The sequence below is a fragment of the Luteibacter sp. P4_D7_3 genome (assembly GCF_056401735.1).
Genome location: NZ_JBFUIT010000009.1, coordinates 1 through 13,069 on the forward strand (window position 1 = coordinate 1; position 13,069 = coordinate 13,069).

General features: G+C 62.6%; 14 protein-coding genes. 10 read left to right on the top strand and 4 right to left on the bottom strand.

Annotated features, from left to right (window positions below):
- On the top strand, positions 1-1,250 hold a 1,250-nt coding region (locus AC1DSN_RS02105; protein WP_477329401.1), incomplete at its 5' end, for an N-6 DNA methylase.
- 144 nt (positions 1,251-1,394) lie between these two features.
- Here AC1DSN_RS02105 and AC1DSN_RS02110 read toward each other — a convergent pair.
- Entirely contained in the window at positions 1,395-2,543 is a 1,149-nt protein-coding gene (locus AC1DSN_RS02110; RefSeq protein ID WP_477297371.1) for an RES family NAD+ phosphorylase, read from the bottom strand.
- Between the two features lie 585 nt (positions 2,544-3,128).
- On the opposite strand from AC1DSN_RS02110, the gene AC1DSN_RS02115 reads away from it, so the two are divergent.
- On the top strand, positions 3,129-3,443 hold the full coding sequence (locus AC1DSN_RS02115) for a helix-turn-helix domain-containing protein (RefSeq protein WP_477329403.1): 315 nt from the start codon (positions 3,129-3,131) through the stop codon (positions 3,441-3,443).
- Positions 3,444-3,477: 34 nt separating this feature from the next.
- Here AC1DSN_RS02115 and AC1DSN_RS02120 read toward each other — a convergent pair whose 3' ends face one another.
- Positions 3,478-3,822 carry a type II toxin-antitoxin system RelE/ParE family toxin gene (locus AC1DSN_RS02120; RefSeq protein WP_477329405.1) on the bottom strand — a complete coding sequence of 115 codons (345 nt, stop codon included), beginning with the start codon at positions 3,820-3,822 and terminating at the stop codon, positions 3,478-3,480.
- Positions 3,823-4,331: 509 nt separating this feature from the next.
- Here AC1DSN_RS02120 and AC1DSN_RS02125 point away from each other — a divergent pair.
- Genes AC1DSN_RS02125 through AC1DSN_RS02140 form a run of 4 tightly spaced genes read left to right on the top strand, consistent with a single transcriptional unit; the run spans position 4,332 to position 8,179 of the window.
- Positions 4,332-4,823 carry a MarR family winged helix-turn-helix transcriptional regulator gene (locus AC1DSN_RS02125; RefSeq protein WP_213948886.1) on the top strand — a complete coding sequence of 164 codons (492 nt, stop codon included), beginning with the start codon at positions 4,332-4,334 and terminating at the stop codon, positions 4,821-4,823.
- Positions 4,824-4,835: 12 nt separating this feature from the next.
- On the top strand, positions 4,836-6,962 hold the full coding sequence (locus AC1DSN_RS02130; RefSeq protein WP_477329407.1) for an FUSC family protein: 2,127 nt from the start codon (positions 4,836-4,838) through the stop codon (positions 6,960-6,962).
- Positions 6,952-7,149 (top strand): DUF1656 domain-containing protein, encoded by a 198-nt coding sequence (locus AC1DSN_RS02135; RefSeq protein WP_063573218.1) that lies wholly within the window; start codon positions 6,952-6,954, stop codon positions 7,147-7,149. The genes AC1DSN_RS02130 and AC1DSN_RS02135 overlap by 11 nt, the downstream gene beginning before the upstream one ends.
- Before the next feature lie 10 nt (positions 7,150-7,159).
- Positions 7,160-8,179: an HlyD family secretion protein gene (locus AC1DSN_RS02140; RefSeq protein ID WP_477329409.1), complete on the top strand. Its 1,020-nt coding sequence runs from the start codon at positions 7,160-7,162 to the stop codon at positions 8,177-8,179.
- Between the two features lie 27 nt (positions 8,180-8,206).
- Here the strand turns inward: AC1DSN_RS02140 and AC1DSN_RS02145 are convergent, their stop codons facing one another.
- Together AC1DSN_RS02145 and AC1DSN_RS02150 are read right to left on the bottom strand one after the other, a co-directional pair.
- The gene (locus AC1DSN_RS02145) at positions 8,207-8,803 is read right to left on the bottom strand and encodes a GNAT family N-acetyltransferase (RefSeq protein ID WP_213948883.1); all 597 of its coding nucleotides are present in this window, start codon (positions 8,801-8,803) and stop codon (positions 8,207-8,209) included.
- A 10-nt stretch (positions 8,804-8,813) separates the two neighbouring features.
- Positions 8,814-9,020 (bottom strand): YdcH family protein, encoded by a 207-nt coding sequence (locus AC1DSN_RS02150; protein ID WP_063573419.1) that lies wholly within the window; start codon positions 9,018-9,020, stop codon positions 8,814-8,816.
- Between the two features lie 101 nt (positions 9,021-9,121).
- On the opposite strand from AC1DSN_RS02150, the gene ttcA reads away from it, so the two are divergent.
- The 4 genes from ttcA to AC1DSN_RS02170 all read left to right on the top strand — a co-directional run bounded on the left by ttcA (position 9,122) and on the right by AC1DSN_RS02170 (position 13,042).
- Positions 9,122-9,994 carry a tRNA 2-thiocytidine(32) synthetase TtcA gene (gene ttcA / locus AC1DSN_RS02155; RefSeq protein WP_063573420.1) on the top strand — a complete coding sequence of 291 codons (873 nt, stop codon included), beginning with the start codon at positions 9,122-9,124 and terminating at the stop codon, positions 9,992-9,994.
- Positions 9,995-10,027: 33 nt separating this feature from the next.
- Positions 10,028-11,215, top strand: a complete 1,188-nt coding sequence (locus AC1DSN_RS02160) for an amino acid aminotransferase (RefSeq protein ID WP_477329410.1) — start codon at positions 10,028-10,030, stop codon at positions 11,213-11,215.
- 75 nt (positions 11,216-11,290) lie between these two features.
- Positions 11,291-12,199, top strand: coding sequence for a recombination-associated protein RdgC (locus AC1DSN_RS02165; RefSeq protein ID WP_477329412.1), 909 nt, complete (start codon positions 11,291-11,293; stop codon positions 12,197-12,199).
- A gap of 75 nt (positions 12,200-12,274) precedes the next feature.
- Positions 12,275-13,042: a M48 family metallopeptidase gene (locus AC1DSN_RS02170; RefSeq protein WP_477294311.1), complete on the top strand. Its 768-nt coding sequence runs from the start codon at positions 12,275-12,277 to the stop codon at positions 13,040-13,042.
- The last annotated feature ends 27 nt before the right edge of the window (positions 13,043-13,069 follow it).

Below are 13,069 nucleotides of genomic sequence, written 5' to 3' on the forward strand. Positions count from 1 at the left end.
TCCATATGTTGAATCCGAGCACCACTCCCACGCGGACCCGTTCCCGCGCGCTGGAGCAGTACTTCACCCGGCCGGAGATCGGCGACCTGCTGGTGGGGCAGATGACGCTCGCAGAGGCCGGTCACGTGGTCGAGCTCGGCGCGGGCGAAGGATCGTTGCTGGCTGCCGCCCGGCGCCGCTGGCAGGCGGCGCGCCTGACGTCGGTCGATATCGATCACACCCTTCGCGTGGCTGACCAGGTGATCGGTGATCACAAGCACCTCGTGATGAACGTGCTATCGCCGACATTCGCACGCAGTCGCCGACTTGATCTCATCGAATTCGATGCGGCGGTTTGCAACCCTCCCTACCAAGTGGCGGAGCTGGCTGACCCGTACCGCTCGCTGCTTAAGAAGGTTGGCCTGCAGGCCGCACTGCCGCGCGAGGGTGGGATGCCGGCAGACCTCGTCTTCCTTGCGCATAATCTGCGGCTGCTTCGGCACGGTGGCCAGATGGGTATCATCGTGCCCGACGGTACGGTTACCGGCGAGCGTAGCCGGCCGCTGCGCGAGGCGCTGCTGGCTTCGCACGCCCTTCATAGCGTCATCGAATTACCGTCGCGCGCTTTTCCCGGTACCGACGCCAAGACGTTCATCCTAACCCTGGAGAAGGGTGGGTCGTCGCCCGATCGCATTCCCCTTTACAGCGCCGACCAGACCGCGTCCCTCAGCGAGCCGCTTTACGTCTCGGCTGACGAAGCGGCGTCCCGCATGGACCACCGGTTCTACGCTTGGCAGCGCTCGACCGGCGGCCTTGCCGTGCAGGCGCTAAGCGAATTCGCTGGCGTGGAGATAATTCGTGGCCGCTGGAATGCAACCGAGGCATCACATGCCGGGTTGCCGATTCTGCACTCCACCGATATCCCCGGCGCCGGTCAGGATCGCGACCTGTTTCTGTCGCGTGCCAGCATTCGTCGGGCGTACGGCGACGCTCCCCGGGCCAGGGCAGGGGACATCGTCCTGACTCGTGTCGGGCGGCATCTGGAAGAGCGCTTCGCCCGCGTTATGGCCGGCGAGTCCGTGATCAGCGACTGCCTATATGTGGTGCGCGGGCCAGTCAAAGCAATGGCTCAGCTGTGGCGCTCGCTCAACTCGGTCCAGGGACACGCATATTTGGCCGCGAATGCGCGCGGTGTGTGTGCCCGCGTACTCAACCGGTCATCTCTTATGGAATTCCCAGTGCCGCTAGGGTCGGGTACCCGGCGGCGCTGAGGGTCGCGCCGCCGTCTGTCGCGCGGTGCATTAAGTCACTCCGCGCCACCCTCCAGGTCGTCGCCGACAAGCGCGAACCGTGAATGTTAGGGAGGAGCGAACCTACTTTTCCTTGAAGATGCGAGAAATAGGATTCGCCACCATCTATAGGTCCATTGTGGATGTCGCTTGCAGTGGGATCGTATCGTAGTGAGCGCCGGTCACGCGGAGTTCTGTAACGTCATCAGCGGAGATCGAAAGTGCGGGTTCCTGCGAGCTTCCTTTATCGTCAAATGCAAACATCTCATCGATCCAGTCGAGCTCAGGAGGAGTTTTACCACGTCCCATCGCCGGGACTTTAACGCTGGAAGCGGCTCCGAAAAGGGCAATGTTTTTTCCGGCCCTGTGCTGAGCGGACTCGTAGATGATTCCGTCGATTCTTCTGGTGGTGCCGTCCACCTTGACCCTTAGTTGCGAACCTATATATTCGGCCACTACTTGCGTCGGCACATAATCAAGATAGCTTTTCGAGTCGAGCACGGCGAGACTAATCGCTCGCCTGAACCGTTGAAGAAACGACCACTGCTCATTGCGCTTTATCTGGTACTTGGCAAAATTGCTTTTATGTTTCTGAGGGGCGGCGAAGCGCGTTAGATCGAGAACGCATAGCTCGCGGAGAAGACTGAATTGGCCCACCGCGACAGTTTCACCAACAGGAGGGCGCAACTCCGCTACACATGTTTCCCGATCAAATGCGCCATAAAAGACTCCGATACCCGAAGCGTTCATACGCCCTGGCTTGCGCATTCCCTCCGGCGGAACGCTGAGCTCGATCCACGGATTTTCAAGTATTTTTCTTAGATTTTGATCGTCGGCGAGTCGCGCTCGATAGACTGCTTTGGCTGACGTATGGGGACCAATTGTGTAGACGACAGGGCCTTCGACAGAATGTTGCCGATGAACGTCCTCGAAGATCTCTTGCAATGCCGTCGATGCCCCCTCGTTGAAGAAGCGAGCCGAATGCAGGATAGATTTCCGGAAGCGATCCCACAGCACACTGTAATGTGCGCCATAGGTTCCGGGGGATGTAACGTAGCCATACTCATCCGAGAAAAAGGGCTCTTCGCCGTCTTGTGGCAGGTACGGGTCCGCTTCAATAAGTGCCCGTGCCACCAGTTTTGCGGCGTCGTAGTCATCCATCTCACCGAGCTCAAGCACTACTTGTGCGAGGTCGTCGCCTTCAGGCTCGCCGTTCCAGTCGTAGTCACCCACGCTATGAGTTGCACGAATGACAGGGTCGAACAATTCTGCCACCTGTTCTACCGGAATACCCTTCCGTGACTGATGGAACCTACACTTAGACGTGGTCTTGGATGCTGCACGCAACTCTTTGACGCGTCTCTTCAGGACGATTTCGTCAAAACACTCTGGGCAAACATACGACATTCATAGGTCCTTTTCGCTGGCAAGACGCGGCAAGATTCGCCCCAACTAAGCGCTACAAGACTAAGTTCGTGCAGATAGCGCTACCCACGGCGATGCCACGCCGATGATGTCAGCGATCTCGGGCTCTGTGTGACCTCGTTGGCGAAGCCGTCCGACCTCGCGCGAAGGGGGCGCCGGGACGGCCTTCTAAGCCGGGCTCACATACGGCTGGCGAATTGGTAACCACCCTCCGCGAGAGCCGGCGTTAGCTTGAAGGGTCTGAGGCAGGCGAGAAACCGCGCCAGAACGGGCGTTAGCGCTCACCCGGCCCCAAAACGTGAACAGTGTCCACTTCGACGGGGTGGCTACTGCTTGACCAGAATTCTAAAACTTATATAATTGGACCCGCGGCCGCCTCCCCAGAGAGGCCATGGCCCTACTACTGAAGCAACAGTCCTCCGCTGGAGGCACCAAATGACCACATCGAATCTATACGAAATGTTCTCCACGGATCCCGTGGAGTTCAACATGCAGGCACTCAAGGCAAAGCTGGCGATCATTCTGATCGAGCTAGTCCGTGCCCGGCAATGGACACAGACGACCGCCGCCGAAAAGCTGCATGTCACCCAACCCCGGATGAGCAACCTGGCCCGAGGTAAGCTGGACAAGTTCTCTATCGATGCGCTCCTGGAGATGCTCGTGCGTGCGGGGTACAAACTGGAAACGGACATCGATCCCAGTAATGTCGCCCAACCCGTGTCACTGGCCATAAAAAAAGCGGTGCTGTGAAGCACCGCCTTTTAGCTCCGCACGTCGCCCCTGCTTACCCGTAGCCCTTCAATCGCTGCCTTACCACCTCAACGAGCGTCTTGTCCTGGCCTTCACAGGATTTCGAGCGCGCCGCCAGGATTACTACCTTGCCTTCATACTTGGTCGTGTAAACCAAGCGATAGGCGGGCCTGCCGTTGATCTTCATCTCTACGATCCCCTTGCCGGCCGAGGACAAGTGCGAGATCGGCAACACGGGCTCAAGCCCCAACTCCAACTGCTCGATCGATACCAGGAACTGATGCCTGATCGACGCTGGCAGCGCCTCCATTTCTTTTACTACCTGCTTGCTGAAATCGCAGCGTCGCCGCTGCTTTGGTTTAACGTCGTCGGTGCCCATATTGGAATGCCCTGTAAGTGTTGATTTGCGTCATGTCGCTTCTCCATGGTGTGGCCCGTTAGAAAGGGGCCGATGGTCGGTTAAGGCCGCCTCAATGGCAGCACTTAAAGCATATAAAAATTAGTATGTATTGTCAAGATCTCATGACCGTTCGACACTCCTGATTGACGGCAAGCGCCGCCCTTTCGGCCTTTCCKGGGGCCAATACCGGAACACTGAGGGCTGTCCATGGGAAGTCTTCCCAGTCAACCCAGCGACGCTGACATCACCTATGCCAGCCCCAAACGAGCATTTGGAGCCGCCCGCTTGCCAATGTACTGATAGGTGCGCTTATCGGCGTCGCCGGAAAGTTAGTAATTGGTCGGGGTAGAAGCCGGAGCTCCGTTCACTGGGCCGCCTACGAAGAGTTGGCTGTGACGTGAATTCGTAAGAAATAAGAAATAGAACATATATCKATTATTCATGTCTGAACTATATACTTATGAGGCAATCCGCCAACAGGATCCCTCATGAGCGATTTCGCCCCCACCGAAGCCCGGCTCCAGGTCACCCGCTCGAAGTACCCTGGCTTCCCGCGCGACCCCGCCGCGCTTGTCCGGCTGATCAAGCATCTCTACAAGGAGATCCACGACGAGGCCAACGCGGTGATGAAGCCCTACGGGCTCAACCATCCCGAATACAACATCCTCATGATGATGTATGGCTCGCCGGACAACTCGCTCAACCCGTCGCAGCTGGCCGATGCTGCCGGCGAGAAATCGGCCAACGTCACCCGCCTGACCACGCAACTCTGCGAGAAGGGCTATGTCGCGCGCGCCTCGAGCGAAGACGACCGTCGCAAGGTCACGCTGACGCTGACGCCCGAGGGCATCGCGCTGATCGAAAGCTTCCTCCCGGACATCGTCGCCCTGCTTTTCCGCCAGACGCGCAAGCTCGATGCCACGGAGCAGGCCCAGCTCGAAGTCTTGCTGAAGAAGATGCTCGCCGGATACGGGGAATAAGTAGTACTCGCCATGTCTGCGTCCGATCTCACCATCACGCCACCCGTCACCCGCCAGGTCGTCGTCGAGACCCTGCGCGAGGAAGCCTCCGTGTGGCTGTTCGTCGTGAAGACGCTGATCGCATTCTTCCTCACGGGGTGGATCGCGATGCGCTTCGCCTTGCCGGCGCCTTCGACGGCCATGCTGACCACGGTCATCGTCGCGAATCGCCAGTCGGGCATGGTGCTGGCGAAGAGCTTCTATCGCGCCATCGGCACGCTTGCCGGCGCAGCGGCGGCGATCACCATCGTGGCCTCGTTTCCGCAGCAGCGCGACCTCTTCCTGCTCGCCCTTTCCTTGTGGATCGGTGTCTGCGCCGGTGGTGCCACGCTCTATCGCAACTTCAAGTCGTACGCTTTCGTTCTTGGCGGCTACACGGCCGCCATCGTCGCCATTCCCGTGATCGACAATCCGCCCGGCGTCTTCGATTCGTCGTGGGCGCGCATCAGCGAAGTGCTGTTGGGCCTGGCTGTCAGCGGCGTCGTCAACGACATCGTCTTCCCGAGCCGCATGCGCGACGTGTTGCGTCGCGCCGCCCGCGAGCAGTTCTCAAACTTCGTGGGCTTCGTGCGTGACAGTACGCGCGGCGTCATCGCGCGCGAGGCGATGGAGAACGCGCATCTGCGCTTTGTGCGCGCGGCGGTGTCGTTCGAAGACCTGCGCAGTTCGGTGATCTTCGAAGACGCCGAGGCGCGCGCACGCAGCGGTCACCTGCGCTTGTTCAATCAACGCTTCATGGCGGCCTCGACCAGCTTCCAGTCGCTGCACCATCTGATCAATCGCCTGAAGCGGGCGCACCGTGATCTCGCCGCCGGCATGCTTCTTCGTCTGTACGCGCCTATCGGAACGGCGCTCGATGCGCCGATCGAGGCCGGCGTGATCGCGCGCGAATTGCTGCCGCGACTGGTCGCGGCCCGCGAGGCCATGCGCACGCAGACGGTGCCCCTCCGGGACTCGCTGACCGACGCGCAGGATATCCGCGACTTCGATACCGGTGCGTCCCTGTTGGCACGCTTTGTCGACGAACTGCACGCGTATGTCGATGCCGCAGCGTCGCTGCAGGCACCGCGCGTCATCGCCGCGTCGGGCGAGCGGGTGCGCTTCGATCGCGGCAACGATTTTCTCGGCGCCGGGCTCGCCACGGTGCGCGCCACGCTGACCATGCTCGCCCTCGGCGCCTTCTGGATCGGCAGCGCGTGGCCGCTCGGCTCAAGCGCCATGCTGCTCGCCACCGTCTTCGCCGGGCTGTTTGCGACCATCCCCAACCCGACGCGTGTCACCTGGATGGTGATGCTCGGCTACCTCTCGGGCATGGCGGCAGCATTCGTCTGCGAGTTCTTCGTGCTTACCCAGGTGGATGGGTATGCCTTGCTGGTGATCGGCATTGCGCCCTTCCTAGCGGTCGGGCTGGTCATGATGATGAGCCAGTGCCTCGCGTCGTACGGGCTGGGCTGGGCCATGGGCCTGGCTTACATCCTCGCGTTGAAGAACACCCAGGTGTACGACCCCGCGCACTTCATTAACGATGCCATCGCGCAAGTCGTCGGCCTGGGCGCGGCAGCGGTCTCCTTCGTGGTGATTCCGCCGGCGATCGGTAGCGCGTGGTTGCGTCGCCGCCAGCTTGCGCGCCTTCGCGGCCAGGTGGCACTTGCCGCCGAAGCGCCGCTGCCCGGCCTGCGTCATCGCTTTGAGAGCGTGAACCACGACCTCGTCAGCCAAGTGGTCGCGCAGACTGAGCCGGGCAGTGCCGATTCGCGTGCGCTGATCGCCTGGGCGCTGGCCGTGCACGAAACCGGCCGCGCCCTCATCGAACTACGCCATGACATGGCGCGCTCCGATCTGCCTGCCACGTTGCATCCCTATCTGACGGATGCCCTGCGCACGCTCGCGCGCTTCTACGAGAAGCCGGATGCGGCGGGCTACCTGCTGGCGCGCGACGCCGTCGCGACGGCGATCGCCAGTATCGGCGAGCACGAAGGCGCACACCATCTCCTCGAACACCTCCACCTCGTCCGCATGGCGCTGCTCGACGGCGAATCCGTCCTTGCCGCGTACATGCCGAATGCCCCGCTTGCCAAGGAGATCGTCCATGCCTCGTGAGATCGCACTCGGCGACGCCCTCGTTCCGGGGCTGCTCGTCCTTTTTGTCCTGGCCTTGCTGCTTCTCTGGGCGCTCGACGGGGTGGCAGGTCGTTTCGGTCTCTACCGGCTCGTCTGGCATCCACCGCTGTTCCGCCTGGCCGTGTTCGTTTGCGTATTCGGCGCCTGTGCGCTCTTCCTGCTCTGAGTGATCCGTCATGAAATTCGCGACCCTCATTCGTTTTACCGTCACCGCGATCGTCGTGCTCGTCGCGGCCTTCGTCGGGCATGCCATGTGGAAGCACTACATGTACTCGCCGTGGACGCGCGATGGCCGCGTACGCGCGGAAATCGTCCGCATCGCGCCGGACGTCGCGGGGCTGGTCACCGACGTGAAGGTGATCGACAACCAGACGGTGAAGAAGGGCGACGTCCTCTTCGTGGTGGACCGTGCGCGCTACGAGAACGCCGTGGCCCAGGCCAAGGCGAATCTCAACGCCGCCGAGGCCGCTGCACGTGCCGCCGGCGCGAGTATCAACGCCGCTTCGGCGGGTGCCGAGCAGAGCAAGGCGAACTACGAGATGTACGAGGCACAGTCCGAGCGCCGGCAGAAGCTGATCAACAACGTGATCTCGGCCGAGGACAAGGCCAACGCCGCGGCCGCCGCGAACGCCGCCAAGGCCGGCTGGCAGCAGACGCTTGCCAGCACGAAGCAGGCCAGCGCCGCGCAGCAGCAATCGCTGGCGGCCGTGGCCCAGGCACAAGTCGAACTGGCGTCCGCGCAACTCAATCTGGATCGCACGCAGGTCCTCGCCCCGGTCGATGGTTTCGTGACCAATCTCGACGTGCGCGTGGGTGACTACGCCAACGCCGGCACGCCGCGCCTCGCGCTGATCGACAGCCATTCCTACTGGATTTACGGGTATTTCGAGGAAACGAAACTGCCGGGCCTGCGCATCGGCGATCCCGTGGATATTCGTCTGATGAGCGGCGGCGTGCAGTTCAAGGGCGCGGTGGAGAGCATCGCGCGCGGCATTACCGACGCCGACAATCCGACCGGCAGCGACCTGCTCGCTGATGTGAATCCGACCTTCAACTGGGTACGGCTGGCGCAGCGCGTGCCGGTGCGCGTGAAGATCGATGCGGATCACCTGCCTGCGGGTACGGTGTTGTCGGCAGGTATGACGGCGACGCTGATCGTACATCCTTCGCATCCGGACGCAGTCGCTGCTCGATAAGGGCCAATACGAAGGCGCGGCTGCGCATCAGGCGTGCGGCGGCGCCAGCCGGTTGAGTCGCAGCTGCAGCCACTTGTCCACGTCCGGCCATTCGGTGGCGAGGATGCTGTAGCAGACGGTGTCGCGGAGCGAGCCGTCGGGGCGGCGCTTGTTGGCGCGGAGGACGCCCTCGCGTTTTGCGCCCAGCTTCTCGATCGCGCGCTGGGAATCCTGGTTATAGGCATCCGTATGGAACGCCACGGCGACGACGCCCACGTTCTGGAAGGCATTATCGAGCAACAGGTGCTTGCAGGCCGTGTTGACGTGGCTGCGCTGCCAGCGGCGCGCATACCAGGTGTAGCCGATGGCCACGCGCGACGGATCGTCCTCGATCTCGTAGTAGCGGGTCGAGCCGACGATCTGGCCGGTCTCGTTCTCGCGCACCACCCAGGGCGACATGCGACCTTCCTCCTGGCCGCGCAGGGCGGATTCGACATACTCCGTCATGCGGCCGGGACCGGGCACCGAGGTGAACCAGAGATCCCACAGGTTGCCGTCGGCGGCCGCCTGCTCCAGCGCCGGGATGTGCGCCAGGGTCATCGGCTCGAGGGTGACGTAGGCGCTTTCGAGGCGGATGGGGGTCATGGCGCGGGTCTCAGGCGTCGAGGTCGGGGATCAGGCGGCTTTCGATCCGGGAAATCGTGTCTTTCAACAGTAGCTTGCGCTTCTTCAAGCGAGTGAGCTGGAGCTCGTCCCGGCCGATGGAGGCGGCCAGATGGTCGATGGCGGCATCGAGATCTCGGTGCTCGACCTTGAGCTCGGACAACCGTTTGTTCAGTTCAGCGGGATCCTGGACCTGCATGGCATTGGCCGGGCGGGAGGTGAAGGAGAGAGTGTAACTCCCGGCGGTGTCCCCCGCAGCGGCTACAATAGGAGGCCGTCCCTCCCGAACACCGCCAACGCATGTCCGCCATACCCGACGCCACCCGTAAGCAGAGCTACGAAGCCGGCAAGCTGGCCAAGCGCTTGCGCCGCCAGGTCGGCCAGGCGATCGCCGACTACGGCATGATCGAGGACGGCGACCGGATCATGGTCTGCCTCTCCGGGGGTAAAGACTCCTACACGATGCTGGATATGCTGCTTTCGCTGCAGGCGAAGGCACCGGTCCGTTTCGAACTGATCGCGGTGAACCTCGACCAGAAACAGCCGGACTTCCCCGAGCACGTCTTGCCGGCGTACCTGGCCGAGCGGAACATCCCGTTCCACATCATCGAGCAGGACACCTACAGCGTCGTCACCCGGGTCATCCCGCAGGGCAAGACGATGTGCAGCCTGTGCTCGCGCATGCGTCGCGGGGCGCTGTACCAGTGGGCGTCGAACAACGGCATCACCAAGATCGCGCTCGGCCATCATCGCGACGACATCCTCGGCACGTTCTTCCTCAACATGTTCTACCAGGGCAGCCTGAAGGCGATGCCGCCGAAGTTGCTCTCGGACGACGGCAGCCATGTGGTGATCCGCCCGCTGGCCTACTGCCGCGAAGACGATATCGCCGCCTACGCGGAAGCGCGCGCGTTCCCGATCATCCCGTGCAACCTCTGTGGTTCGCAGGAGAACATGCAGCGCAAGGTCGTCAAGCGCATGCTCGAAGACTGGGAAAAATCCAATCCTGGCCGCAGCGAAACCATCTTCCGCGCGATGGGGAACATCGCCCCTTCGCAGCTGACCGACCGTAAGCTGTTCGACTTCGCGGCGCTCGGCGCACGCGAGGGCGCGGCGCGCGCCGACACCCATGCGTGGCTTGCCGGCGGCGACGCCGGTGACGACAACGACTGATTATCTAAAACTCCGCTTCAAGGCCTGCCGACCATGACCCTTTTCTCCGCTGTCGAACTTGCTCCACGCGATCCGATCCTTGGCCTCAACGAAGCCTTCGGCGCCGATACGCGTCCGGACAAAGTCAACCTCGGCGTCGGCGTGTACTACGACGCCAACGGTCACGTTCCCCTGTTGCGTGCCGTGCGTGAAGCCGAGAAGGCGCGCCTCGAAGCCCAGCTGCCGCGTGGCTACCTGCCCATCGACGGCATCGCGCTTTACGACGCAGCGGTGCAGAAGCTGCTCTTTGGCGCCGGTTCGCCGCTGCTCGCCGAGCGCCGCGTTGTCACCGCGCAGGCCCTGGGCGGTACCGGTGCACTGAAGATCGGCGCCGACTTCCTGCATCGCCTGAATCCCTCTGTGCCGGTCGCTATCAGTAATCCGAGCTGGGAAAACCACCGCGCACTGTTCGAAGGCGCGGGATTCCAGGTCGTGGAATACCCGTACTACGACGCCTCCTCCCATGGCGTGGATGTCGATGCCATGCTCGGCGGTCTGGCGAAGCTGCCCAAGGGCGCGATCGTCGTCCTGCACGCCTGCTGTCATAACCCGACGGGTGTCGACCTCGGCACTGAGGATTGGAAGCGCGTGATCGAGACCGTGCGCGAGCATGACCTCGTGCCCTTCCTGGATATCGCGTACCAGGGCTTCGGGGACGGCATCGAGGCCGATGCGATCGCCGTGCGCCTGTTTGCCGATGCGGGCTTGCCCTTCTTCGTCGCCAGCTCGTTCTCGAAGTCGTTTTCGCTGTACGGCGAACGCGTCGGCGCGCTGTCGATCGTCACCGGCTCGCACGACGAAGCGCATCGCGTGCAGTCCCAGCTGAAGCGGGTCATTCGCACTAACTACTCCAATCCGCCGACTCACGGTGCGGCCGTGGTCGCTGCGGTGCTCAACCATGACGACCTACGCGCTACCTGGGAAACCGAGCTGGGCGAAATGCGCGAGCGCATTCGTACGATGCGTCGCGGTCTCACGCAGCGTCTCTCCGCGCACGGCGACTTCGGTTTCATCGAAGCGCAGCGCGGCATGTTTTCGTATTCCGGACTGTTATCGGCTCAGGTGGATCGCCTGCGCACGGAGTTCGGCATCTACGCCGTGGGCACGGGCCGCATCTGCGTGGCCGCGCTCAACGACGGCAACCTCGACCGCGTCGCCGAGGCGATCGCCAGGGTCATCTAGCCGTCCATCGCCACCTTCGCCGGCGAACGCCTCGCGCTCGCCACGGCCCTCCATTCGCAAGAGATATCCCGATACATGTTCTTTCGAAACCTGACGCTGTTCCGCTTCTCCGCCCCCGTCGCCACCGATCTGGACCGCCTCGAAGAGGTGCTCCCCGAGCATCGCCTGCGCCCGGTGGGTCCAATGGAAATGTCGACGCGCGGATTCATCTCACCGCTCGGCCGTAAAGAAGAGGCGCTGGTCCACATGGTGGGCCGCAACACCATGGTCACCGTGGGTAGCGRAGATAAGCTGCTGCCGTCGGCCGTGGTGAACGACGAGATCGCCAACCGTGTGCAGAAAATCGTGGACGAGGAAGGCCGCAAGGTCAGCGGCCGCGAGCGCAAGCGCATGAAAGACGACGTCATGAACGAGCTGCTGCCGCGCGCCTTCGTGCGCACCTCGCGCATGTCCGGCTATGTCGACAAGAAGAATGGCTGGCTGGTCCTGGATACGTCCAGTCGCAAATCGGCTGAGAACACGCTCAGCCAGGTCCGCGAGGCCCTGGGTAGCTTCCCGGCCGTACCGCTGGCACCGGAGGAGTCGCCGCGCATCCTCATGACGCACTGGGTCGCCACGGGCGAGCTCCCGGGTGGGCTGGTGCTCGGCGACGAATGCGAACTGCGCGACCCGGCCACGGCGTCGGGAGCCATCGCCCGCTGCCGCCGGCAGGATCTCGATACCGATGAGATTCGCGAGCACCTGCGCACCGGAAAACAGGTGTTCCAGTTGGGTTTGGTCTTCGACGACCGCATCTCATTCGTGCTCGGGGAAGATCTGATCCTGCGTAAAATCAAGTTCACCGATGTGGTTCTCGACGGCCAGGCGGATAGCCCGGAGTCGGCGGCCGCGGAAATGGATGCGAATTTCGCCCTCATGGCACTCGAGTACGAGCGCCTGCTGGGCAAGCTGGAAGAGTGGTTCAAGCTGCCGCGCCCGGAGTAATACCGGAGCGGCCGCGTCGCAGGATTCGATATGGCTTGGTGGCAAGTTCGTCGGGATCGACCAGAGACTCGCGACATGGCATCTGAAGAAGGCGAATGGCTTGAATTGTCGACCCTGACGGGCGGCACCATTCGTGTGCTCAAGTCGGCGCATCCGCGCGCCCGGCGACTGCGCCTCACGGTGACGCCGAAGGGTGCTCGCCTCACCTATCCCAACGGCACGCACACTGCGCAGATGGCGGCGTTTCTCCGCCATCACGCCGATTGGCTGGAACAGAAGCTGGGCGAGTTCCATCTGGATGCCGCGCCGTTGCCTGCCCTGAAAGTCGGTGTCCCGACGTCCTTCCCTTTTCGTGGCGAAGAGGTCGCGCTGGACTGGGCCGAGGGTGCGTATCCGCGAGTGGACCTGCATCCGGGCGGTCTCACGCTGGTGATTCCAAAGCCTCACACGCGCGCACTGATGGTAGCGAGAGGCTTGCTGGCCAGTTACTTCGAGGCGCAGATTCGCCGTGATGTCTCACGCTGGCTGCCCGCCTATATTCCGTTGATCAACGCCGCACCCACGGCACTCAAGGTGCGTCCGCTTAAGAGCCTGTGGGGTAGCCTCGACACGCGCGACAGGATCAACCTCGATCTCGCGCTTGCCCTCGCACCGCCAGCCGCCTTGCGCTACGTGCTCGTCCATGAGCTATGTCATCTCAAGGTGCGCAACCACTCGCCGAAGTTCTGGCACTGGGTGGAAACCGTCTTTCCGGATTACAAGGAGCAGCGCACGTGGCTGCGTATGCATGGCAGCGGACTGAAGATGCAGCTGGACAGATTGATCGCGGACGTCGCGGACTGAAGCGGCCACAAGAGCCGCTCCGTCCAC